This is a genomic window from Pristimantibacillus sp. PTI5, from assembly GCF_048572955.1.
GTDB lineage: Bacteria > Bacillota > Bacilli > Paenibacillales > Paenibacillaceae > Pristimantibacillus.
Genome location: NZ_CP183886.1, coordinates 5,160,376 through 5,184,874, shown reverse-complemented (window position 1 = coordinate 5,184,874; position 24,499 = coordinate 5,160,376). Strand labels below are relative to the sequence as shown.

24 protein-coding genes are annotated in these 24,499 nt (G+C 50.5%); 3 read left to right on the top strand and 21 right to left on the bottom strand.

Features of this window, described 5'->3' with window-relative positions; genetic code table 11:
- The first annotated feature begins 164 nt into the window (after positions 1 to 164).
- Positions 165 to 779 carry a PolC-type DNA polymerase III gene (locus ACN6MW_RS23200; protein WP_419872253.1) on the top strand — a complete coding sequence of 205 codons (615 nt, stop codon included), beginning with the start codon at positions 165 to 167 and terminating at the stop codon, positions 777 to 779.
- On the opposite strand, the gene ACN6MW_RS23195 is transcribed toward ACN6MW_RS23200, so the two are convergent.
- From ACN6MW_RS23195 to ACN6MW_RS23110, 18 genes are all read right to left on the bottom strand, one after another.
- Positions 776 to 2,272 (bottom strand): alpha-glucosidase/alpha-galactosidase, encoded by a 1,497-nt coding sequence (locus tag ACN6MW_RS23195; protein WP_419872252.1) that lies wholly within the window; start codon positions 2,270 to 2,272, stop codon positions 776 to 778. The genes ACN6MW_RS23200 and ACN6MW_RS23195 overlap by 4 nt on opposite strands.
- A 151-nt stretch (positions 2,273 to 2,423) precedes the next feature.
- Positions 2,424 to 3,308, bottom strand: coding sequence for an AraC family transcriptional regulator (locus ACN6MW_RS23190; protein WP_419872251.1), 885 nt, complete (start codon positions 3,306 to 3,308; stop codon positions 2,424 to 2,426).
- 32 nt (positions 3,309 to 3,340) lie between these two features.
- Entirely contained in the window at positions 3,341 to 4,063 is a 723-nt protein-coding gene (locus tag ACN6MW_RS23185) for a nucleoside phosphorylase (RefSeq protein WP_419872250.1), read from the bottom strand.
- A 4-nt stretch (positions 4,064 to 4,067) separates the two neighbouring features.
- Entirely contained in the window at positions 4,068 to 4,742 is a 675-nt protein-coding gene (locus ACN6MW_RS23180) for a sulfite oxidase-like oxidoreductase (protein WP_419872249.1), read from the bottom strand.
- A gap of 68 nt (positions 4,743 to 4,810) precedes the next feature.
- Positions 4,811 to 5,734 (bottom strand): ABC transporter permease, encoded by a 924-nt coding sequence (locus tag ACN6MW_RS23175; protein ID WP_419872248.1) that lies wholly within the window; start codon positions 5,732 to 5,734, stop codon positions 4,811 to 4,813.
- Position 5,735: 1 nt separating this feature from the next.
- Positions 5,736 to 6,785, bottom strand: coding sequence for an ABC transporter permease (locus tag ACN6MW_RS23170; RefSeq protein WP_419872247.1), 1,050 nt, complete (start codon positions 6,783 to 6,785; stop codon positions 5,736 to 5,738).
- Positions 6,778 to 8,277: an ABC transporter ATP-binding protein gene (locus tag ACN6MW_RS23165; RefSeq protein ID WP_419872246.1), complete on the bottom strand. Its 1,500-nt coding sequence runs from the start codon at positions 8,275 to 8,277 to the stop codon at positions 6,778 to 6,780. The genes ACN6MW_RS23170 and ACN6MW_RS23165 overlap by 8 nt, the downstream gene beginning before the upstream one ends.
- Positions 8,278 to 8,399: 122 nt before the next feature.
- On the bottom strand, positions 8,400 to 9,455 hold the full coding sequence (locus tag ACN6MW_RS23160) for a BMP family lipoprotein (RefSeq protein WP_419872245.1): 1,056 nt from the start codon (positions 9,453 to 9,455) through the stop codon (positions 8,400 to 8,402).
- A gap of 145 nt (positions 9,456 to 9,600) precedes the next feature.
- Complete coding sequence (locus tag ACN6MW_RS23155) at positions 9,601 to 10,059, bottom strand: MarR family winged helix-turn-helix transcriptional regulator (protein WP_419872244.1); 459 nt, start codon at positions 10,057 to 10,059, stop codon at positions 9,601 to 9,603.
- A gap of 196 nt (positions 10,060 to 10,255) precedes the next feature.
- Positions 10,256 to 11,143: an urease accessory protein UreD gene (locus ACN6MW_RS23150; RefSeq protein ID WP_419872243.1), complete on the bottom strand. Its 888-nt coding sequence runs from the start codon at positions 11,141 to 11,143 to the stop codon at positions 10,256 to 10,258.
- Positions 11,144 to 11,872 (bottom strand): urease accessory protein UreG, encoded by a 729-nt coding sequence (ureG, locus tag ACN6MW_RS23145; RefSeq protein ID WP_419872242.1) that lies wholly within the window; start codon positions 11,870 to 11,872, stop codon positions 11,144 to 11,146.
- Between the two features lie 33 nt (positions 11,873 to 11,905).
- A complete protein-coding gene (locus ACN6MW_RS23140; RefSeq protein ID WP_419872241.1) occupies positions 11,906 to 12,598 on the bottom strand; it encodes an urease accessory protein UreF in 693 nt (230 codons plus the stop codon).
- 52 nt (positions 12,599 to 12,650) lie between these two features.
- A complete protein-coding gene (gene ureC, locus ACN6MW_RS23135; protein ID WP_419872240.1) occupies positions 12,651 to 14,366 on the bottom strand; it encodes an urease subunit alpha in 1,716 nt (571 codons plus the stop codon).
- Complete coding sequence (locus ACN6MW_RS23130; RefSeq protein ID WP_419872239.1) at positions 14,363 to 14,731, bottom strand: urease subunit beta; 369 nt, start codon at positions 14,729 to 14,731, stop codon at positions 14,363 to 14,365. Before ACN6MW_RS23130 ends, ureC begins: the two co-directional genes overlap by 4 nt.
- A 35-nt stretch (positions 14,732 to 14,766) precedes the next feature.
- A complete protein-coding gene (locus ACN6MW_RS23125; RefSeq protein WP_419872238.1) occupies positions 14,767 to 15,072 on the bottom strand; it encodes an urease subunit gamma in 306 nt (101 codons plus the stop codon).
- Between the two features lie 230 nt (positions 15,073 to 15,302).
- On the bottom strand, positions 15,303 to 16,265 hold the full coding sequence (locus tag ACN6MW_RS23120) for a D-alanyl-D-alanine carboxypeptidase family protein (RefSeq protein WP_419872237.1): 963 nt from the start codon (positions 16,263 to 16,265) through the stop codon (positions 15,303 to 15,305).
- Positions 16,266 to 16,360: 95 nt separating this feature from the next.
- On the bottom strand, positions 16,361 to 17,440 hold the full coding sequence (locus tag ACN6MW_RS23115; RefSeq protein ID WP_419872236.1) for a sensor histidine kinase: 1,080 nt from the start codon (positions 17,438 to 17,440) through the stop codon (positions 16,361 to 16,363).
- A gap of 7 nt (positions 17,441 to 17,447) precedes the next feature.
- Entirely contained in the window at positions 17,448 to 18,152 is a 705-nt protein-coding gene (locus ACN6MW_RS23110) for a response regulator transcription factor (protein WP_419872235.1), read from the bottom strand.
- A gap of 241 nt (positions 18,153 to 18,393) precedes the next feature.
- Between ACN6MW_RS23110 and ilvD the strand changes: the two genes are divergently transcribed.
- Positions 18,394 to 20,079: a dihydroxy-acid dehydratase gene (gene ilvD, locus ACN6MW_RS23105; protein ID WP_419872234.1), complete on the top strand. Its 1,686-nt coding sequence runs from the start codon at positions 18,394 to 18,396 to the stop codon at positions 20,077 to 20,079.
- Positions 20,080 to 20,154: 75 nt separating this feature from the next.
- On the opposite strand, the gene ACN6MW_RS23100 is transcribed toward ilvD, so the two are convergent.
- The 3 genes from ACN6MW_RS23100 to ACN6MW_RS23090 form a co-directional block, all read right to left on the bottom strand.
- Positions 20,155 to 21,009: an anti-sigma factor domain-containing protein gene (locus ACN6MW_RS23100; RefSeq protein WP_419872233.1), complete on the bottom strand. Its 855-nt coding sequence runs from the start codon at positions 21,007 to 21,009 to the stop codon at positions 20,155 to 20,157.
- Positions 21,006 to 21,584: an RNA polymerase sigma factor gene (locus ACN6MW_RS23095; RefSeq protein ID WP_419872232.1), complete on the bottom strand. Its 579-nt coding sequence runs from the start codon at positions 21,582 to 21,584 to the stop codon at positions 21,006 to 21,008. Before ACN6MW_RS23095 ends, ACN6MW_RS23100 begins: the two co-directional genes overlap by 4 nt.
- A gap of 193 nt (positions 21,585 to 21,777) precedes the next feature.
- Complete coding sequence (locus tag ACN6MW_RS23090; RefSeq protein WP_419872231.1) at positions 21,778 to 23,169, bottom strand: polysaccharide deacetylase family protein; 1,392 nt, start codon at positions 23,167 to 23,169, stop codon at positions 21,778 to 21,780.
- A 166-nt stretch (positions 23,170 to 23,335) separates the two neighbouring features.
- On the opposite strand from ACN6MW_RS23090, the gene ytvI reads away from it, so the two are divergent.
- Positions 23,336 to 24,490 (top strand): sporulation integral membrane protein YtvI, encoded by a 1,155-nt coding sequence (gene ytvI, locus ACN6MW_RS23085; protein WP_419872230.1) that lies wholly within the window; start codon positions 23,336 to 23,338, stop codon positions 24,488 to 24,490.
- Positions 24,491 to 24,499: the final 9 nt, after the last annotated feature.

The window sequence follows — 24,499 nt, the reverse complement described above, 5'->3', positions numbered from 1 at the left end:
CCTTTAAAATATGCAAAAAAGAGACTGGTACAGTGAAAGGCATATGGCCTTTTCTTGTGCCAGTCTCTTGTTTCATGCGTGAAATAAAAGGTTATTCATCACTTTAAGCGAATAATAAGCATATAGAACTTTACCTTATTACTAGAAAAAGTGGTGAAACAGCTATGACAACACAATCTTATACTGTCATCGATTTTGAAACGAGCGGTCTGGATCCAAAGAAAGACCGTGTCATAGAAATGGCGGCTATCCGCTGCGTGAACGGCGAAATTGCAAGCGAATTCAGCACCCTGGTCCGATATGACGGCAAGCTTTCGGCCAAAATTACCGAGCTGACCGGCATCACCGATGAAATGACGGCAACCGGCATGGATGAGGATACCGCATTTCGGATCTTGAACCGAATGCTCGGGGACAACGTGCTGATTGCCCACAATGCCGCCTTCGATCTCGGTTTTCTGCATCATTCCCTGCTTCGCATCGCGGGCAGGACTTTTTCGAACAGTTTCATCGATACGTTGACCATCAGCCGCGCACGCCATGTTTATCCGCATACCCTCAAGGATATGTCGGATCGCTACGGGATCCCGCTCATCGGCGGCCATAGGGCCTTAAACGACGTCATCGCCTGCTGGGAAATATTCCGTAAGATGGACGAAGAGCAGCCTGTGGAAGACTACCTGAACACGCTGGGCTATATCAAAAAGTTTGGCCCTCCGGCATGGAGTCCGCCCGGCGCCGTCCTCGAACCGATTGAACTGAAGTATGCGCCGCGTTAGACGCGCTCCTTCCCTTTATCCGATTCGCCTGCATTCTTGTTCGCAGCCTCCCGGTCCTGCTGCATCTCCTCCACCGTTTTTACCTTCACGCGCGCTGCGCCTTCGTAATTACGCGTTGGAAGCAGCGGGCCTTCCGTTAGACGCTTCTTCGCTGCCGCGATTGCATCCGTATATTGCGGCAGCCACTGCTCCTGCGCCACAAGCATTTCATCGACCATTTGCCAAATTTCCTTCGGATTGCAGACGGCGCCGACAAGCGGATCCATCATGAACGCTTGTCGCAGAAGCTTGTCGTCGCCGTGAATGGCCGCTTCAACCGCAAGGCGCTGAACGGATATGCTAACATTGCATACTGCCGCAGCGCCAAGCGGGAGCTCGCCTACCGTTGGCATGGAAATCCCGTTGCGATCCACGTAGCCTGGCGCCTCAATGATAGCATCGTTAGGAAGGTTAGCGATGACTCCTTGGTTCTCCACGTTAAAATGACCGCGGTACACTCGTCCCGTTTCCAAGCCTTCGATAATGTAGGAGCCATGCTCATGACTGCGAAGCTCGCTTTTGAATTCATTTGCCGGATCCTTCATCCAGTTAGGAAAATCCGTCTCGAACCAATTCCGTCCTTCCGTGCATACGCGCAAATATCCGCCTGTCTCGCCGTTAATCCAAGAGCTCATATCGATCCATTCATTAATCTCTTCAGGGCGCTTGCGGTACCAAGGCACATATTCGCTCAAATGGCCGTTTGATTCGGTGCTGTAATAGCCGAAGCGGCGAAGCATATCGATCCGTACCTTCTCCGTACGGCTAAAGTCCGGATGCTTCTCGAATGCTTCCAGCAGCTTCCCTGTTAAATCCTCGCCATTGTGCTTGATTTGGATATACCAGGTTTGGTGGTTGATACCCGCGCAAATAATATCGACTTCCTCCTGCTTAAGGCCAAAAGCCTCGGCAATTTGCCAATGCCCGCCCTGCACTCCGTGGCATAAACCGATGGTACGCACGCCGCCGTATTTATTGCAGGCCCACGTCATCATCGCCATCGGGTTTGCGTAGTTGAGCAGCAGCACGTCCTCCGCCGCTACCTCGCGGATATCGCGGCAGATGTTCATCATCTCGGCAATGCCCCGCTGGCCGTACATGATGCCGCCGGCGCTCAGCGTATCGCCTACGCACTGGTCAACGCCGTATTTGAGGGGAATATCCACGTCTGTCGCAAAAGCCTCAAGACCCCCGACGCGGATTGTACAAATTACGTACTTCGCATCCTTCAATGCCTCGCGGCGGTCCGTCGTCGATTGGATCGCGATCGAAAGACCGTTCTCGTGGATATCGCGCTGGCAAAGCGCCGTAACCATTTCAAGGTTATGCGCATTGATATCAGTAAACGCGACCTCGATGTTTTGGAATTCAGGTACGGAAAGCAAATCCCGCAGCAAGCCGCGCGTGAATCCAATCGAGCCCGCGCCTATAAATGTAATTTTAAAAGCAGACATGCCAATCAGCCTCCAATTATCGTCTAATAGATTCGTTTAATCTCCTCTATATTTTAGCAACGATATTTCGGAAGCGTTATCAAAATAGTGACCAAGTGTCTCGGCAAGTGTCAGAAATCATCACTTTTGCAACAAAACAGGCTGACATATTTTACAAGTAGTTATGGGTATCCATCGAATTCCGGTAAGCAATCGGCGTCAAGCCCGTATATTTTTTGAACATCGCATGGAAGTACTGCCTGCTCCCTACACCTACGTAATCGCAGATATCCGCAATGGCGATATCCGTCTCCATCAGCAGCATTTTCGCTTTTTCCATCCGCAGCTCCGTCAAGTAACTTGTGAGCGTTTTGCCCAGCTGCGTCCGGAAAACACGGTGCAAATATCCGGGATGCAGGCTGACAGCCGCCGCAATATCCTTCACTTGAATATCGCGGTCATAGTTGTGGTGCATAAATTCAATGGCTTGCTTTACATACAGATCCGCAGGGTTAACGCCCTGCGATCCTGACTCCTTGTGCAGTCTTGCAATCGCAAGCAGAAGCTGAGCGAACAAAAGCTCCGCCTTCATATTGATCCGTTTGCCCATGCTGTCCAGCTCCAGCACCAAGCTCTTCAGTACTTGGTACACCTCGCTTGCATCGCGCAGAAATAAATAAGAGGACGGCGCTGTGAACAAATAAGCCACATCCTCGTCCTCCAAAGCAAGCTGACGCATAGAGGGAAACGCCGCATGGCGCATCCGGAAGTCAAATTCAACGTTAAGCATACGGCATGGACCGCGCTCGTCGACGATGAGCCGGTGCGGAACATTCGCGTCTAAAATAACGAAGTCGCCTTTTTTGAGCATCATATCACTAGCTTCCGCCGCTTCAAGCTCGATGACGCACGCCCCGGAGATGACATACATAATTTCGATAGCGTCATGCGTGTGAAAGGTCATCGAGTAATCAGACCACTGCTTAAAATAATAAGCAGATACATGCGGATGCAAATCGCCATCCAGCCACTCGCGTTTAAACAATGTTCTGCTCACGAGACGTTTCCTCCTTGCCCTCAACAAGTTTTTTACACGGCCGCAAGCTTGGCAACAGCCCGCAGCGCCGTTTCGATCTCCCGTTCCACTGCTTTCGCTACGGTATCCGTATGCGGATCATATTCGCCGGCCAAATCGGAATCTGCATATCCGTCCAATGCCAGGATCGCACCCGCACGCGCTCCGCGAAGCGTGGCAATGACATACAACGCAGCAATTTCCATCTCAACGGCAATGGCTCCAGCTTGCTTGTATTGACGATGGGGAATGTCCACAACTCCGGAGAAGAACACGTCGAGCGTAACGGTAATGCCCTTCTTTACAATCCCATCGCTTTCCAGCGCTGACGCATAGAGAGCTTCTGTCACCTCGCTGTCGGCGACCGCAGGGAAACCGGCCGGCACCAGCTGATGCGTTAGGCCCTCAGCCCGCACGGCAGCCGTGCTTATGACCAGACTGCCTGCAGGATGCTCCGCCGAATACGATCCTGCCGTACCGACGCGTATAAGAGTTTTTACGCCGCCGCGAATCAGCTCCTCGAAGCAGACTGCTGCTCCCGGCGAGCCTACGCCATGGCTTACGACAGCAAGCCGTACGCCTTTGTAATCCCCTACGAAAGTGCGGTATTCCCGCGCAAACGCAAGCTCCTTTACATTTTCCAGCTTCTGCGAAATAAGCTCCGCACGCCGCGGATCGCCGCATACGACAGCGTATTCCGGCAAATCCTCGGGATTAACTTGTAGTATAGGTAGCATCTGCTTAATCAAACTCCTTTTTCATCCATTCATCCTCAGGCATTTCGTTCTCGTCGCTGCTAAAGCGCTGTTCCTGGAACGGATCTGCATAGTTGTGGAAGCCGTTGCGCTCCCAGAAGCCCTCGCGGTCCTCTTTCATAAATTCAATTCCCGTGATCCATTTTGCGCTTTTCCAGAAATACAAATGAGGAACAAGCAAGCGCATCGGCCAGCCATGCTTATCGGTCAGAGGCTCGCCGTCAAAGCGGTGAGCGAGCAAAACGTTATCGTGAAGCAAATCCTCAAGCGGTACATTCGTATCATAATCCTCGTCTGCATGGACCATAACGTATTTCGCATCCGCCTTCACGCCAAGCAGAGGCAGCAAATCCTTAAACTTAATGCCTTCCCATTCCGTATCCAGCTTCGACCATCTGGTTACGCAGTGAATATCGCATAAGACCTTCGTTTGCGGAAGCGCAAGCAGCTCCTCGAAGCTGAAAGTCCGCTCCTCTTCTACCTCGCCAAACACACGAAGCGACCAGCTGTTCAAATCATAGACAGGCACGTCCCCTTCATGCAGGATAGGAAACCGTTCCGTGACCGTTTGGCCAGGGGGCACGCGGTGGGCAATCTCCGGCGCAACCTCTGCTTGTCTGATGGCCTTCACATTTTTGAGACGATCGGCTTTTTTATGCATCGTTTTACCTCCGTTAAATTTGCAATGTATTTGTATGACGAATAAGCAGTACATTTTCTCTATTCCGCCTACCGGGAGCTTTCATTCGATTTGCGCGCTTCCTGCATGTAACCTTTGTCCTTAAAGAATAACATAGCAACGATCGTGACGATATACGGCAGCATCATCGTAAAATGCGTCGGCATGGCAAAGCCCTGCAGCCTGATGCTAAGCGCATCCATAAAGCCAAACAGCAGGCTCGATGCGGCTACGCCGAGTGGATTCGATTGGCCCAGCATCGTTGCAACGAGCGCGATGAAACCCCGTCCGGATGTCATGCCTTCCGTAAACATCGTAACGTTCCCGAGCGACAGCTGAGCGCCTGCAAGCCCGCACAATACGCCGCACATCAGCACCGCCCCGTATTGAATGCGCGTGACCTTGATGCCTAGGCTCTTAGCGGCAGTCGGATTCTCGCCTGCGGCTAGCAATCGAAAGCCCGTTACCGTCTTGAATAAGAACAGCTGCAGGACAATTACAAGCAATACCGATAAATAGACGAGGGGCGAGTGGCCGGACAATACGTCGCCGAGCCATGGAATATCCTTCAGAATCGGAATATCCCATTTGGGCAGGCCCACCATATCCTTATTGTAGTAAGCGCCTTTCACATCAAAGATGGCGCGCAACGAGAAAGTCGTCAGCCCTAAAGCCAAAAAGTTAAGAGCTATCCCGACAACAATGACATTTGCCTTCAGCTGTATGCTCATATACCCAAACAATACCGAAAATAAAAGCGAGCATAACACCGCAAACAGCACCGCCGCAAATACGTTCCCCGTAAAGTGGTTGCCCACGATCGCCGAAAAAGCTCCAATCAGCACTAAGCCTTCGAGACCTACGTTAAACAAACCGACACGCGCGCATATTGCGCCGCCGAGTGCCGCTAGCAGGATTGGCGTTACCATGCGAAGCGTCGAGGCAAACAAGGAGGCATCTAATAAAAAATCCATATTATGACCTCGCCTTCTTGCGTTTTATAAACGAATAAGTGAATTTGGCAGATACGAATAAGATGAGCACTGCTTGAATGATGCTGGATACCTCGAGAGGCACCTCCGTATTACGCTCCATGCCCATGCCGCCTGTCTGCAGCGCGGCAAGCAATATCGCGGCAAGGGCAGTGCCGAGCGGATGGGATCCCGCAAGCAGCGTGGCCATTATCCCGGACCAGGCATAGCCAGGCGTAGTTAATGCCCCGTCCAAATAACGGTACTGCGTGCCCAACACCTCAACGGAGCCCGCCAGGCCGGCAAAGCCACCGCTGACAAACATGCTGATGAGCATCATTTTCCCCCGCTGAACGCCGCCATAGCTTGCAAACAGCGGATTGCCGCCCAGCATGCGTATTTCATAACCTTTGACTGTATAACGCATAAATAAGAACAGCAAGATCGCTCCGAGAGCAGCAATAATGAAACCGGCATGCAAACTCATTCCTTTAAATAGCTTTGGCAGCCATACGCTCTGATCGAGCATTACGGTCTGGGCCATCGCAGCCGAACCTGTTCGATCCTTCAATGGATAAGAAACGATGTAGCCTGCAAATAGCGTCGCGATATAATTAAGCAATAACGTAGTTATCAACAGATTCATTCGGAATCTGGCATCCAGCCAACCTGCGAATGCCGACCATATTCCCCCGGAAATAATCCCGGTCGCAATTGCAGCGATAAGCTTGAGCCAGCCGGGTCCCGGCAAGTAGATGGCGGTTACCGCTGCGCTTAGCGCGCCCAGCACCATCTGTCCTTCCGAGCCCATGTTAAAAAATCCGGCCCGGAAGGCAAGCGCAACGCCAAGCCCGATCAATATGATCGGCGTTGCGCGGCTTAGCGTATTGGTGAAGAAATAAAAACTGCCGAATGCGCCCTTCCACATTTCAGCGTATGTTTCCGTAACGGAGCCTCCGACAATGACGATGGCAATGGCGCCGGCTGCCAAGCCGACAAGAACCGCCAAAAGCGGCTGCAGCAGCGAGCGTCCGATTTGTACCAGCTTATCCAACTGCTTTTCCTCCTGCCATTAACAAACTAATTTGCTCCTCGGTAGCCGAATCCGCATCAAGCTCGCCTACGATTTGCCCCTCATACATCACCAGAATCCGGTCAGAAAGCTTTAATATTTCGGTTAATTCGGAGGAAATGAGCAGGATTGCTCCTCTCTCATCGCGCTTTTTGAGAAGCTCTCCATGGATGATTTCCATTGCGCCGACATCGACGCCGCGCGTAGGCTCGGCCGCAATCAAAAATGGCGTTTTCTGAGCAAGCTCCCTTGCAACGATAAGCTTTTGAAGGTTGCCTCCGGACAAAAACTGCGCTTTGGTAGCTAACGAGCCTGTTTTTATGCCGAAGCGCGCAACCCATTCGCTCACCATCTGACGAATACCGGTACCGTCTAAAATGCCGTATTTCTGATGCTTGCCTGTATGGCCCATTAAGCCGTTTTCCGTTACGGTTGCATCCTTTGCAACGCCCCATTGGTAACGGTCCTCCGGAATATGGGCAAGCCCCCGTTCACGGATAGCGCCAACCGGCGCACCGGTCATGTCCTGCCCGAGCAGCTTTATTGCGCCGCCATCCGGTCTCATGAGGCCGGCTATCGTTTGAATGAGCTCCGATTGGCCGTTGCCTGAAATACCCGCGATGCCGACAATCTCGCCTTCATCTACATGCAGGCTCACCTTGCTCAGCAGCGGCTTTGTTTTCAAACCATTCATTGTAACGTTGATAACCTCCAGCACCTTCTTGCCTCTGCTGGCCTCATTGCGCGTTATATGTATCAAATCCCGGCCAACCATCAGCCGTGACAGCTCTTCCGCGTTTGTATTTTTAGCGTCGACCGTTCCGGTAACCTTGCCGTCCCGCAGAACGGTAACCCGGTCGGCAACCTCCATGATCTCCTGCAGCTTGTGGCTGATCAGAATAAAGCTTTTCCCCTGAGCGGCTAATCCTTTTATCGCAATGAGTAGCTCTTTTACTTCAAGTGGGGTCAAAACGCCGGTCGGCTCGTCCAAAATAATGACTTCCGCGCCTTGATAAAGCACCTTCAAGATCTCTACGCGCTGCTGCATGCCAAGCGAGCAATCCGCAACCTTCTTCCAAGGATCTACCGGCATGCCGTAAAGCTTGCCTATCCGTTCCGTTTCAGCGGCAGCCGCCTTTCGGTCAAATCCTACTCCCTTGGAGGGCTCGCGGCCAATGACTATGTTTTCGGCGATCGTAAATGTCGGAAACAGCATGAAATGCTGGTGGACCATGCCTATTTTATGCTTGATCGCATCAGCTGGACTGGCAAACGAAACCGGTTTTCCATCCAATAGGATTTCACCGCTTGTCGGACTTTCCATTCCGTACAATATGCGCATCAGAGTTGTTTTTCCAGCACCGTTTTCACCGACCAAAGCATGAATTTCTCCTCTTTGCAGCGAAAACCGAACATTGCTGTTTGCGGTTACGCTTCCATATGATTTCGTTATGCTGTCCATTTGCAGCAACATACTAATGCTCCTCCCCGTTCCATGCCGTACCGTATAAACAAAAAAAACCACTCCCTCCTTAAAGGAAGAAGCTTCTAAGCAACAAGCAAACCGGCTGCATGGGTAGCAGCCGGCGTGTTATTCTATTGAGCTAGCGGGTTAACTACAACGATTTTACCAGATTTAATATCTTCGGCAATCACTTTTACTTTATCTACGTTTTCTTGGCCGATGAACGGGCTCAGCGCAGATTTGCTGTCTCTTGTTACGAATGTAAGGCCTACGCCGTCTTCTTTTAAGCCGTAGTCCGCAACGCCGTATGCGAAGCTTCCTTCTACGAAGCTTTTTACCGTTTCGTAAGCTACCGCGTCCGTACCTTTCAATTGCGAGAGAACGATATGCTCTGGATCCTCTTCGGTACGGTCCGTATCTTGGCCGGAAGTAAAGAAGCCTTTTTCTTTCGCTGCTTCGAATACGCCGTTATCGCCAACTGCCGCCATGCCTGCGATATAGTCAGCGCCTTTGGACTGTTGAAGCAAAGCAAGCTCTTTTCCTTTAACAGGATCCGCGAAGCTGCCTACGTAGTTGACTAGGAATTGCGCTTCTGGATTCGTGCTTTTCAAGCCTTGCTCAAAGCCCGATGTATATTTGCTAAGCAGCGGCGCGTCAACTGCAACAACAGCGCCTACGATATTCGTTTTAGTGGAAAGACCGGCAAGCGCGCCCATCAGATAAGCTGCTTCATGCTCGCGGAAGTTAACGCTGCGCACGTTGGGAAGATCTACGACAGTATCAATGACTGCGAATGGCTTGTCCGGGTTTTCAGCGGCAACCTTCTTCAGTGCATCCTCTGCTTGGAATGTTGCGGTAATGATCAGATCATAATCTTCGGCAACGGTTGCGCGAAGGTTCTGTTCGAAACCGGCAGGGTCAGTAGATTCGATTGTTTTTACTTCAGCGCCGAATTCTTCGCCCGCTTTTTTGAAGCCTTCATCCATCAATACGAAAAACTTGTTTACGCCAATTTTTTCAGGAAGCACAAGCGCGATTTTTTTCTTCTCCGCTTTGTCGCCTGCTGTGTTATTCGTCGCTGCGCCGTTATTCGCCGTGTTTCCTGCATCATTCTTGTTTGATCCGCAAGCTGCAACAATCGCAACCATTAGAAACAACGAAACCGCCAATGCTAAAGCCTTTTTCATCGTAATCTCCCCTAAACAATTGAATGTATTAATTCCCTTTAATCCTAGTTGTTTTATCGGAATTTGTCAACTTATTTCATTTCGACAAATTTCTATTTTATTCTACACCATTATACCTTGTATTAATAATGAAATATGTAAATAGTCACGAATTTGTAACATCCGATTCCATATTCCTGCTCATATGTTCAAAAAGCTGAAGACCCTGCTCCATGTCCTGTTCCGACATGCCTTCAAAAAGCTTGTGCATCAATTGGGAGCGGACCGATTCGATGAGCTTAACGGCTTTCAAGCCTTCCTCCGTTATGTCTAGCATTACCACTCGGCGATCCTTCTCGCCCCGCTCCCGCTTCACGTAACCCAGCTCGATCAGCCGGTCTGCGATCCCCGTCACTCCGCCGCTCGTAATCAAGAGCTGCTCCGCTAATGCCGAGGCCTTCTGGGCGCCCGATTGCGTTAAAATGGTGAGCATCCTGCCATGGGTCATCCCAAGCCCATGCACGTTATAGGTATTCCATTCCGCATTGATCTGCCTGCGGACTTGACGAAAGGATTCGTCCAGTTTTCTCATTAATTCCAGCTTTCCCGCACTTGAAGCTTCCAAGCGATCACCAACCTATCCTCTATTTCAAAAAAAGAAACCAGTTAATCATATTATAACGTTCATTTATGAGATTAACTAATTATCTTTTCAGAATAACAGGATTTTTCCCGGCTGGAGCCATAAAAAAACCAACCGGCAGAAAAGCCGGCTGGCCTTATGGCTGGCCTAGATTAATTTCTACAGCTGGTTAAGACGATCATCCTTGCAACAAACGCAGCGGAGGCTTATCAAGCAAGCCTTTGCGCGCTGTCTCCCACAACTCCTTCATGAGCTGCTGCAGAGGCCAAGCCGCTGTCGAAACGGCAGACACCGCAACCCCGAACCGATAAGTCAAGGAAGCTCCTGAAAGGATCCGATGGCCCTCAGGCGAAGCAAAGCTGTCCAACGTCTCCTGCAATTGCTCTAAATGCGTGCCGTTCACGCGATCGGAGAATAGATAAAAGGTTGCCGAGTGGGTCATATCATCCCAGCATCCGGGAGCCGACAGGTCTTGCCGCGCCGGCTCGATCCGCTGCCGCTGGGTGAAAATGAGCTCTTCCTCTTCCCCGTAAAAAACGGAAAGCGAATTGTGATAGGAGCGGTAATCGAACCGCTCGCCCCGCAGGGAACGGCCGGGACAAAGCACATCCGCCTGCAGCCAAGCGGCCCCCATCTTCAGCTTAACCTTCGTATCGTTCCGAAACGCCGCATCCTTGTAAAGCATAATAGGCTCGGGCATATGCTCGACGACGGCATTCTCCTCAAGGGCGAACAACTGACGCATCGAAGAGACGGCGTCAGGCTCGCTCGGATGCACCTTCGTGTAGGATTGATTGGTAATCATGACATGGGAATCCTGTCCCGCAGACCAAGCTAGCTCATAGCTGTCGCCGCTGAGCAAACCGGGCGACACATCCATGACGATAACGCCAAGCTGGCCATCCAGCGGAAATGCTTTCGCGATTTTTATTGGCGCGGTATGAAACTTATTCTCGACATAGGTCTGTCCTTGCCGGCTTGCGAAGGCTGCACGCAGCACAGACGTCCGGATGCGCGGCTCGTTCTCTGCGCCGCCTTGCTTCCCCGAATGATTGGCAGGTTCCATTTAAGAAGCAGTATGCCGATGCCCAGAAGATAAGTCGGTCAGCTGGATTACATGGGAATGCTCCGTGCCCCGCGCATGGGCGACTTCATGCGTCAGCCAGCTCACGATCTCGTCAACGCCGTCGCCGCCGAACAAGTTGGAGAACACGAACGGACGATCACCGCGCATTTTCACCGTATCGGCTTCCATGACCTCAAGACTTGCGCCTACGTAAGGCGCCAAATCGATTTTGTTAATGACAAGCAAATCAGAGCGCATAATGCCGGGGCCGCCTTTGCGAGGAATTTTTTCTCCTTGGGCCACGTCGATAATATAGATAAAACGATCAACCAGCTCGGGACTAAACGCCGCAGCCAGATTGTCTCCGCCGCTCTCGATAAAGATAAGGTCCAAATGGTCAAAACGTCGCTCCAGCTCTTCAATCGCTTCAAAATTCATCGAAGCATCCTCACGGATGGCTGTATGCGGGCAGCCTCCGGTTTCCACACCAATAATCCGTTCCTCAGGCAGAACGCCCGTATTGAACAGGATTCTGGCATCTTCCTTTGTATAAATATCGTTTGTGATCACGGCTACGCTGTATTTCGTATGAAGCTCGCGCGTCAGCCTCTCCACCAGCGCCGTCTTACCGGACCCAACCGGCCCGCCGATGCCGATGCGTATCGGTCTTGAGCTGTCAATTGCCGGGCTTTCCCATTCTTGATGCGTATGTCCTTGTCCTTGGCACATATTTTATTCCTCCATTTTCGGATAGATTAGTCGTTATGACATAAATAATCGTGAATATAAGCGTTCATGCCTCATCATCGCCATCTCCGCCATTGGCATATTGGAATACGCCTCTTCCGGCTCGAGCTCCCTGGTTACCGTCATTGCCCGCTCGGTTAATGGAGTCAGCCTCGCTATCAAAAACTGGCCCTCGGTCTGACCCATTGACATGAGACGCAGCGCGCTGTTGACGCAGGTTACGATGCAGCTGTAAAAATAACCTTGAATCGCCCGCTCCTCCGACACGCCGAGCTGCCAGCAAGCATAGCCATGCGAAAGCGGATGGGAGGCAAAGCACTTGCCCGCCCGCATTGCCTCGGAAAGCGGAGCCCAGTCCAGCTGCGGATGGATCGCCGCAGCAAGCTGGAGCAGCCGCCGGCCCATTTTTTCCACGCCGCTGCGTGTCTCCGATGCGGCCCGCTGCAAATGCACGAGCCTCTCGACCGACCACAGACGTTCCCACTCCGCTTGCGGCGCATCGCGGTACACCGCTTTGATGACCATGGCATCTGAGCATGCCCAGCTTTGCAGCAGCATTGCAGCTGCATAGGCATAAAGCTGATTGGACCGATTCATCCTGCCGTCCTGCACCATGGACTCCAAACCGAACGAATGCGAGAAACCGCCGATCGGCAGGGCCGAATCCAGCAGTTGCTGCATGGCCAGCCATTTAACGCTCTCATTCATTATTGCTTGCCTCCTCCCAGCCTCTGAGGCATTATTTATCTCTTAGAACAACTTAAAACAAGAAATAACGCTGCGCCATCGGAAGCACCTCTGCCGGCTCGCAAGTAACATGCTCGCCATCTACCAGCACATGATAGGTCTCCGCATCCACTTCCAGCTTCGGTGTCGCATCATTATGGATCATGTCCTTCTTCGTTACCGTGCGGCAGCCTTTCACCGGTTCGATCCGCTTCTGAAGGCCAAGCTCCTCTGCTATGCCCCGTTCATAAGCGGCCTGCGATACAAACGTGATCGAGCTGCTGAATACCAGCTTGCCGAAGGATGCAAACATCGGCCTCCCGAATACCGGCTGCGGCGTTGGAATCGAAGCGTTGGGATCGCCCATTTGTGCGAATGCGATGCTTCCGCCTTTCAGCACAAGATCCGGTTTAACCCCAAAGAACATCGGATTCCAAATGACGAGGTCAGCAAATTTCCCTGATTCCAGCGATCCGACCAAATGCGAGACGCCATGCGTAATCGCTGGATTGATCGTATACTTCGCAATATAGCGCTTGATGCGGAAGTTATCATTCTGCTCGTTATCCGGCAGCAGGGGACCACGCTGTTTTTTCATTTTGTCAGCCGTTTGCCAAGTGCGAATAATGACCTCTCCTACCCGGCCCATCGCCTGCGAATCGGAGCTGATCATGCTGAATACGCCCATATCATGCAAAATATCCTCAGCGGCGATCGTCTCCGGCCTAATCCGCGAATCCGCAAACGCTACGTCCTCCGGTATGCTGCTGTCGAGATGATGGCAAACCATCAACATGTCCAGATGCTCTTCTATCGTATTAATCGTAAAAGGGCGAGTCGGATTCGTAGAAGACGGCAATACGTTGAGCTCGCCTGCCGCGATAATGATATCAGGCGCATGACCGCCTCCCGCGCCTTCCGTATGATACGTGTGGATCGTCCGGCCGCCGATAGCCGCCAGAGTATCCTCGACAAAGCCCGCTTCATTTAAGGTATCGCTGTGGATAGCGACCTGCACGTCATACTGGTCCGCGGCCTGCAGGCATGCATCGATCGCCGCCGGCGTCGTGCCCCAATCCTCATGCAGCTTCAGCCCGATTGCGCCTGCTTCGATTTGCTCGATGAGCGGAGCAGTAAACGAGGCGTTGCCCTTCCCCGTATAACCGATATTCATCGAAAAATGCTCCGCCGCCTCCAACATCCGGCGCATATGCCACGCGCCAGGCGTAACCGTCGTCGCGTTGGTGCCTGTCGCAGGGCCCGTTCCGCCGCCGATCATCGTCGTAACGCCCGAGGATAACGCTGTCTCAATCTGCTGCGGACATATAAAATGGATATGCGAATCGATGGCTCCGGCCGTTACGATTTTCCCTTCTGCCGCGATCACCTCGGTACTCGCTCCGACGATCATATTCGGATGGACGCCGTCCATAATATCCGGATTGCCCGCTTTGCCGATTCCGACGATAAAGCCGTCCTTGATGCCGATGTCCGCCTTCACGATTCCGGAATGATCGATGATGACCGCATTCGTAATCAGCGTATCGAGCACGCCCTCATCACGCAGCGCGCCGCTTGATTGTCCCATGCCGTCTCGTATTACCTTGCCGCCTCCGAACTTGCATTCATCTCCGTATACGGTATAATCATGCTCGATTTCAGCCCAAAGCTCCGTATCCGCAAGCCTTACCGCATCGCCGGTTGTCGGTCCGAACATGGCCGCATAGCTGCGGCGATCCATCTTCGTCATGCTCCGCCGCCCTCCCACGCATTAAGCCGTTCCCTCACGGCCTCAGGCATAGCTCCCGCTACTGCTTTTCCTTGGCTGAGGCCATTCAATCCATAGGAAAGCCTCGCTCCTCCAAGCTCTACGACCGTAACCGGTTTTTCCTCTCCCGGCTCAAAACGGACCGCCGTTCCCGCGGCAATATGAAGCCGCATGCCAAACGCTGCTTCACGGTCGAACTTTAAAGCGCGGTTTACTTCGAAAAAATGAAAATGAGAGCCTACTTGAACAGGCCGGTCACCTGTATTCACAACGATAAGCTGCTTCGTTTGTCGTCCGGCATTTAACGCAATTTCGCCTAAAGCCGTCCGGTATTCCCCAGGAATCATATGGCAAAGCTCCCCTCTCCGTATGTATCTATCGCTTAATGCGTAATCGGATCATGTATCGTAACGAGCTTCGTCCCGTCAGGAAAAGTAGCTTCCACCTGAACCTCATGTATCATTTGCGGAATGCCGGGCATGACCTGCTCCGTCTTCAAGATTTGCGTTCCAAATTCCATTAGCTGCGCAACCGTCATCCCATCTCGCGCGCCTTCCATAATTTCAGAGGTGATAAGCGCTACGCTCTCAGGATAATTAAGCTTCACGCCGCGATTCATTCGCCGCCTTGCCAAATCAGCTGCGATCGTAATAAGCAGCTTCTCTTTTTCACGTTCCGTCAACTGCATGTTTTCACCTCTCCAACCGTAATAACTCCATTATAAACAGCAAATTATGGATAGTAAATCTCATTACGTTAGATTTTGTGACATTAAAACAAAAGATCTAGAAAAAGCGGACTCTGCTCTTTCTAGATCTCACACGATTATTACACTATTATTCCCCTGGGTATAATTGATATTGTCCGGCGTCATTCCGGATCGACCCGAACCCAGAAACATTCTTATCATTATCCCGTCTAGATACCCAGCTTGCTTTGAATATGCCCGATCAAACTCGTCAAACCGTCCGTCTGAAAGCCGTAATCAAACAGCAGCCCGGTTTCAATAAAGCGCTGCTCCGGCGTATGGGCACCCATAACAACGGATACCAGCCGTCGTCCGTCTTTCTTCGCTGTCCCCGTAAAGCAATATCCTGCTTGTACCGTATATCCCGTCTTCAAGCCATCATTGCCAGGAAAGGCATAAGGCATCCCGTTTAGCATGAGATTCGTCGTACGCAGCTTCTGCGACGTGCTGGCAAGCCTTACGCTGCTGCGGCTCGATACCTCCAGCACCTCAGGATATTTCTTCAATAAATAAGCGGCAAGCGATGCCGTATCCTTGGCCGTCATCACCGTATCCGCATTCGCAGACGCTTCTGCATAGGTAAGCAAATCCTCGGAACTTAAACCGGTCGCATTCGCAAATACCGTTTGGCTGGACAAGCCCAGCTTCAATGCGCGGCCGTTCATTAAGGCTGCAAATTCCGTCTCGCTTCCGCTGACATGCTCAGCCAGCGCCACTGCGGCATCGTTTGCGGAGTGCACGGCCATCGCTTCAAACAGCTCTCTGACGGTATAGGCATCCCCCGCCTCAAAACCGATTTGAGCGCCTGGCACCAAGGATGCGTAGGAGCTTGCGGTTACGCGGTCTCCCCAGCCCAGTTTTCCTTCGCTGGCCATGTCCAGAATGATCAGCTCCGTCATCAGCTTAGACATGCTCGCAGGCGGCAGCGCCTCATCGGCATTTTTCTCATACAGCACTTCGCCTGTTTGAATGTCCAACAGAACGGCCGAGCCGGATTCAAGCTGAAGCCCGGAAACAGCCGGTGTCCCCTTTAATGACATCAGATACAAGATGCAGGCTGCTGCGCAAACCGCAATGAGCAGCATAATGACCGACGAATGAAATCTTCTTTTATATGTTCTCTCCATCAGCATGGTGTTGTCTCCCTTTCGCTATCGCTTCTATACAACCGAGTATAGGGACCGGAGCTTAAGGAGAACGTAATCAAACCATAAGAAAAGCTTAATATTTAATGAATAATGGGCAGCGTTACCTTAAAAGAGGTTTGCTCCAAATCGCTGGACACCGTAATGGAACCGCCGTGCTTTTGTATGATGCCTTTTGCTATCGCAAGCCCTAGCCCCGATCCTCCAGCCCACTGCGTTCGTGATTTATCCACCCGATAGAAACGATCGAATATATAAGGGAGATCCGCAGAGGGGATAGGCTCTCCAAAATTAATAACTTCGACTATCGCCGCACCTTCCTCAACTTGTGCGGTTACGATTACCTGCTTCCCTTCCCTGCCGTAATTCATGGCATTCGCGATCAAATTTTCAAATACGCGGACAAGCTTCGCTGCGTCGCCTTTCACTGTCACTATCGTTTTGTCGGTCACGAGTTTGCTGAGCATGCCCGCTTCCTGCAGAGGCAGCCGAAACTGCACAAGCAGCTGCCCCAGCATTTCAATTAAGTTGAAACTCGTCACTTTCAGGCCTGCAGTATCGTGACGCATTCTCGTATATTCAAACAAATCGTTGATGAGAACATTCAGCCGCTGCGACTTATCGTAAGCGATTTGAACGTAATGCCTTAGCTCCACCTCATCGCGGTACCGGTCCTGCTCAATCAAACCCAAATACCCGAGAACCGAAGTCAGCGGCGTTCTCAGATCATGGGAAACGTTTGTAATCAGTTCATTTTTTGTTTGTTCCGCCTTCCGTTCGTCATCAAGCGCATGATGCAAGCGTCCGACCAGATTATTAATATTGGCAGCCATGGGGCTAAAAAGATGCCGTTTGCGCACTTCAATTTTGTAATCCATTTCATAGATGCCTTCCGCTATGCTGCGAACAGTCATGTTTATCTGGCCCAAATAATGAAACAGCCGCCACTGCAAAATAAAAAAATACAAAAAGAACAGTACGATGCCTGTTCCTCCTAATATGAAAACCTCGCCGAACAAATCGGCAAAACTTCTGGCTATATTTTCGAGGGGCTCTAATCGGCGAACGAAGTACATTCCTGAAAAAAGGAAGAAAAACACCGTAACAAAAGCTAATGCAGCACTAATGAGTAAATGAAGCAGGGTGCGGAAAACTAATTTCAAAGCTATGTTATCCTTCAATTTTATAGCCAACCCCCCATACGGTAACGATCATTTTGTCGCCAATCTCTTTTTCCAGCTTATCCCGAAGCTTGCTGATATGAACCATCACCGTATTATTGGAATCAAAATATTTTTCTTTCCATACCTGCTGAAAAATATCCTCCGCGCTGAATACCCGGCCCGGCTGGCTGGCGAGCAAGTGTAAAATCCCGAATTCCGTAGAAGTTAGGTGAAGGGGTTTTCCATCGACCTCGGCGGCATGGCTCAGCTTATTGATGCGCAGCGGCCCCAGCCGCAGCTCCTTATCCGAACGCGTATCGCCGTTTCCATCCGCCTGGCTGCCGTACTGATATGAACGCCTAATCAAAGAACGGACGCGCGCTATGAGCTCAAGCGGGTTAAACGGTTTGATCATGTAATCATCCGCTCCGGTCATCAGCCCCATGATCTTGTCCATATCTTCGGCCTTTGCGCTCAGCATAAGGATAGGCACGGATTGGTCGCGCCTTAAGCGGCGAGTCGTCTCCAGACCGTCCATATTAGGCATCATAATATCCAAAATAACCAGATCAAACGGCTTTTTCCCGTAAGCCAGCAATGCCTGCTCGCCGTCATAAGCCTTTTCCGTAGCGAACCCTTCGTTTTTCAAATAAATTTCTATGAGTTCAGCGATTTCCCGCTCATCGTCTACGATTAATACCCGTCTTTCCATAAAGAAGCACACTCCCCCTGGCCCTTGATTGTTTTTCACATTGTGTCCTTTGAGCATACTATACATGAATATCCTCGGGCATGTCCTGACGTTTGGCGCAATATCACAATGTTTAAGCAACTTTTAATGGTTTCTTAATAATTGCCATAATTCCGCAACTGTCTGACGTTATAGCCAACGCTTGTCCGTTGTGATAAAATTGAGAGTATTATATTTTATTATGCACATAGGGGGCACTTACATGGCGGCCAAAAGAATGCGTTCAGACATGATCAAAAAAGGTTTCGACCGCGCACCGCATCGCAGCTTGCTGCGTGCCGCAGGCGTAAAAGAGGAAGATTTCGACAAACCGTTTATCGCGGTTTGCAACTCGTATATTGATATTATTCCTGGTCATGTTCATTTGCAGGAGTTCGGCAAGCTTGTAAAGGAAGCTATTCGCGAAGCTGGCGGCGTTCCTTTTGAATTCAACACCATCGGCGTAGATGACGGTATCGCGATGGGACACATCGGCATGCGTTATTCCCTTGCCAGCCGTGAGATTATTGCCGATTCGATCGAAACGGTAGTTAATGCCCACTGGTTTGACGGCATGGTCTGCATTCCAAACTGCGACAAAATTACACCTGGTATGATCATGGGCGCTCTTCGCGTCAACATCCCGACGATGCTTGTCAGCGGCGGACCCATGAAAGCGGGTAAAACTTCCGATGGCCGTTCGATCTCGCTTTCCAGCGTATTTGAAGGCGTAGGCGCTCACCAAGCCGGTAAAATTAATGACGATCAGCTAATGGAGCTTGAACAATTCGGCTGTCCGACTTGCGGTTCATGTTCCGGCATGTTCACAGCTAACTCGATGAACTGCTTGGCAGAAGGCATGGGACTTGCTATGCCAGGCAACGGTACGATTCTTGCCGTTTCTCCGGAACGCAAAGAATTCGTTAAAGACGCGGCTCGCCAGCTTATGAAGATCATTGAGCTTGGCATTAAACCGCGTGATATCGTTACAAAAGATACTATCGACAATGCATTCGCGCTTGATATGGCAATGGGCGGCTCCACAAATACGGTTCTTCATACGCTTGCTATCGCGCACGAAGCAGGTATCGAGTACCCGATTGAACGTATCAACGAAGTGGCTGAGCGCGTTCCGCATCTCGCGAAAATCGCTCCTGCATCCGATTATCACATCGAAGACGTTCACAATGCAGGCGGCGTAAGCGCGGTTCTAAACGAGCTGTTCAAGAAGGAAGGCGCTTTGAATGGCGACTGCATTACCGTTACAGGCAAAACTCTTCGCGAAAATGTATTGGGCTGCGAAATTCAAGATACGGATATTATCCGCACCATTGATAACCCGCATACCGAACGCGGCGGCCTAGCCGTATTGTTCGGTAACCTGGCTCCTAACGGCGCAATTATCAAAACAGGCGCGGTGGACAAGTCGGTTGGCGGTTACCACAAAGGTCCTGCGATCTGCTTCGATTCCCAGGATGATGCGCTTCACGGCATCGCTAACGGCAAAATTAAAGAAGGCCATGTCGTTGTTATCCGTTATGAAGGACCGCGCGGCGGCCCAGGCATGCCGGAAATGTTGGCTCCAACCTCCCAAATCGTTGGGATGGGACTTGGCGCTAAGGTAGCCCTTATCACTGACGGACGTTTCTCTGGCGCTTCCCGCGGCATCAGCATCGGCCATGCTTCACCGGAAGCAGCCGAAGGCGGTCCAATCGCATTTGTTCAAGACGGCGATATCATCGAGATCGACATGAACAACCGTACGATGGATCTACTGATCAGCGATGAAGAATTCGAAAAACGCCGTTCCGAATGGAAAGGCTTCGAACTCAAAATCAAACGCGGCTACTTGGCCCGTTATGCTCATCTTGTTACTTCCGCCAGCACGGGCGGCGTAATGAAAATGTAGTTTTATAATTAAAAAGGAATGCAGGCTGGAAACAGCCTGCATTCCTTTTTTTTCGTTATTTGCAATGCTTCCTTGTTAGCCGCTAACCAGCTTCCCTGCAAGCACGATCTCTCCGCGAGGCTGAAGACCTTTGGCATCCGGCTCATGCGTAATAGCAATTTGATCATATTGATCCGGAGCGAAGGTGTAATAAAGCGCCCCCGTACCGTCATTCGTAAGAAATGTACCTGCATTCACGGGTTTGCCTTCCTTCAACAGCCATACCTGGAATGCTTCATCATTCGTAAGCTTCGGCAAATTTTCCGCTTGCACGATTAAATGCATGCCTTTGGTATCAATGACGATTGTCGCAAGTCCTTGGGCAACGATATCCGGAATGGCCGGCGTCAAAGCAACCACGCTGTTGACCTGAATGCCGGTAGGCGGCTGTTCGGCAGCCTCCAGCTGACGCTGCAGTTCCTGAACCTGAACCGCGAGCTTATTAGACTCGCCGTTTAATTGATTAACCTGCTGATATAAAGCAGCTGATATGATCAACAGTGCCGCTGCCGCTGCGGCTAACGTCGGCGTCGTCCAGCTTTTCGCTTTATTTTTATCCGTCTTTTGCGCCGAAACGATTTCAACAACAGGTTTTAGCGGGACTGTTTGAACCTGCGTCAATGCTTCAGCACCCGTCTTCGATTCCTCTGCACTTGCTCGATCTGCCTCAGCAACCGCCGCAAGTATTCGCGCCTTCATTCCTGAAGGGGGTTGTACCGGCTGGACGGTTAACGGCATGATGCCTAAAACCTCGGAAAGCTCCTCCAGCCTCAGCTGGCACTCTTTGCAGCCTAACAAATGTGCTTCAAATGCAAGCTTGTCCTCTTCATCCAATCCGCCAAGCAAATACATTTCTACATCTTCACAGCTGATATTATGCTGATTATTCACGGCCTCACCCCCTCCTTCATTCCTGATTCAAATTTCTTTCGCAGCTGGTTCAGCGCCAGCCTGACCCTGCTCTTTACCGTCCCAAGCGGTATATCGTGGTTTTGGCTGACTTCCTGCTGCGTATAGCCCATAAAATAAATAAGTTCAACGACCTGCTTCTGGTCCTCGTTCAGCTCTCCGAGCGCTTCTTTCATTTGCTCGCCTAGCAGTTTCTGTTCAACCTCTTGTTCCGTTGTTTGAGGCGCTGCTTCTCTTTCAAGCGCGCCTTCTTCACGGGCCTCCAAGGGTTTTCGTCCTTGCTTTCTGAGCCAATCCACGGATAAATTGCGCGCTATCGTAAACATCCAGCTGCTGATCTTCCCTGCCGATTCGTCCGTCCGCAGACGTCCCGCTGAATTCCATACCCGTATGAACAATTCCTGTACGACCTCTTCGGCCGCCATCGTGTCCTTCACGATCCGAAATACAAAGGAATACACCTGACGCTCATAGCGGTCATAGAGCTGCTCTAATGCAGCCGAATCGCGCTCCGCAATTTTCTGGATGAGCAGCTCATCTGATGCCGACTCCCCCATTAAGGGTTCCCCTCCTCGAAAACATACTGTCACAATCATATCTTTTATATCGCGAAAGTAAAACCTATTCCAGATAGATAATCAACGATACTGAATTTCTAAATAATCTTAAGCATACAAGCGCATACTAAAAAACAGCTGTCAAGGAATCCTGAGCAGCTGTTTTATTGCGGGAACTTATCCCTCATCCACGTTATATTGCTGTTGTTTTCGTACCCAGTTGCGCAGCTTCGTCGGCTGCCGCGCTTAATGTTCGTTCTACCGCATCGGTTATATCCTGCATCATGTTCAGCTGCGTCGTTGCATAACGCCTAATGGTTGCAACGGGCATTAGCAGCATGCGCGGCGAAATCATGTCTCTTTTCTTTTTGTCTTTTCCCGTCTTCTGCGTGTTGGTCAGCACCTTGATCAGCATACGCAGGTAGATGCGGGTCGATTTTGCGAATAAACCCTCAGGCAGCTGAAAAATTTCAAAACCTAAGCGATCTGCTCCGCGGTGAATCATGGTAACGCCGTACACGGCTTTGATGTCGTTAGCCTCGGAGTCGGCAGCAAGCTGATTAGCAAGCAGCGGAAGCGCCTGCTCAACCTCTCGAAGCATGCGAATGCCAGTCGCAACCGGAGACTTGGAGGTCGCGGCAATGGATGACAATTTTTTGTTGTCAAAATGCAGTTCTGCGACTCGGTCGCCCCTGACCACGCGGCCGCCTTCGGCAAATTCGACGTCTTCGCCCGTATACCGGATTACCCGGTAGTGGAATGCGGCATCCTCTGCATTGCCAACCGTTTTTAAACGGAAGACGACATGGAACAGCTTCTCCCATAAGAGCCACAGCGAAATTATCGCTTTTTTCCAAATGGAAACATGCATCGACTTCGCAGCTTCCGTCAGCTTCATCATTTCCTCAATGCCGACAAACCGGTAGCCCTGCTTGACGCCTTCCTCCAAATAAGCCTCCAAAGCAAACAGCATATTCCTCGGCGCATCCTTATCTGCTCCGAACGTCATGCCGCAATCATGCAGCAGCAATACTTCGCCCGGTTTAAGCTTCTTCAGCATCCGCTTCTTCAGCCGCTCCGAACCTAGCCGAATACGCCAATCTCCGAACATGGCCGACCATAAAATAATTTGCAAATGCCCCAGCTTCGCGTAATCAAATACGTTTACGATTCCCCATGGCGGACGATAATAAGCCGAACGCGACCCTGTTGCGTTCTCTATAATATCAAGGGTTCGCTCAATTTGGCGCTTGACCGTTCGGGGCCGCATAAGCCAATTTGATTTATGGACATAATTATGAACGCCGATATTGTGGCCTTCATCCTTCATGCGCCGCAGCAGCTTTTCTTGTCCCTCGGCATGCGAGCCCACGACAAAAAACGTCGCCTTCGCATTGTAGCGGGCAAGCAAATCAAGCAGCTCGGATGTATAAATCTCATCTGGCCCGTCATCAAACGTTAATGATATCTCTTTTTCTACACGGCCCTTCTTAAAAACACGAAAGCCAAATGTGCGGCTAATTAGTCCTGGAAGAAACGCATAGAAGGAAGCAACGTATAATCCCCATAACAGCAAATTTTCCATTTTGTTTTCCCCACCGTTATATGATTTAGTCGACGAATGAATAGCGGTACAAAACAACAACAGTAGCTTTAATTGTAGCATAACGCGATAAAAAATAGGCGCTTTTTTAAAAACTATAGTACAATCTTTATGGAAATATGATTATAGAAAAAGAAGGAGTACCCGTATGCTGCCCTTTTACAAAAAGTACTGGCGAACCGCTTTTGACATCGCCCTCATTGCTCTCACTGTCTATTTAATTATGTATTCATTCAGTTATTTGTACCGAATCGCAACGCCCATATTTTTTTCTTTTGTCATCTTCTTATGTATTGAACCGCTGGCCAAACGCCTGAACAGGCTGGGTATGAAAAAATCGATCGCATCAGGGATCTCGGTCCTCCTCTTTACGTTGATTATCCTTGCCGCTTTCTCCGGGGCAGCCTACCTGGTTACGAAACAAGGCACGGAATTAGTCGAGAATTTTCCAAAATACCAAAAAATACTCGCTGCCCAAATCGCAAATATTACCGAGGAGATCCAAAAGAGGTTCAGCTCGGCTCCGGCTGACTTGGATCTTGTCCAGCGCTCCAAGGATTTAATTGAAGGCGCTTCTGCTACGCTTGCCAATTTCGGTAAAACCGTGATGCTCAATATGATCAGCTATGTCTCTTCCTTCTCGACCTTTATCTTTAACTTCGTGATCGGGATTATATTAGCTTATTTCTTAAGCATAGAAATTACGACATGGAAGCAGACAGCAGAGAATAAAACACCAAATACGTTTAAGGCCGCATTTTTTTTCCTTCGCGATAACGTGCTCAAGGGTATCGCTCTCTACTTAAAAGCGCAGGCAAAAATGATCGGCATTACATTTATCGTGATCTTGATCGCTCTCCTGCTGCTCGGCGTGGACAATGCGTTCGTCATCGCGGTCGTATCCGCTATATTCGATATCTTGCCGCTGCTCGGAGTAGGTACCATTTTTATCCCCTGGATTATTTACTTAATTATCGTAGGCAAAATATCGCTGGCGATTTGGCTTTCGGCTCTTTTTCTGGTCGTCGTGCTAACTCGTCAAATACTCGAGCCTAAAATTACCGGCGATTCCCTTGGCGTATCCGCCTTTACCATGACCGCATTCATGATTGTATCACTGTCCTTGTTTGGCGTAGCCGGCGTTATCCTTGCCCCGATCCTTATGATTTTAATAAAATCTTTGTACGATCAAGGTTATTTCCACCGCTGGATTCGTACCCCGGCCGGAGAATACGATGCGGCGCCAACCGCGCCCAACAAAGAAACGATAATAAAACCCGAAGGTCATACAAAAAAAGACTAATCTGCTTTG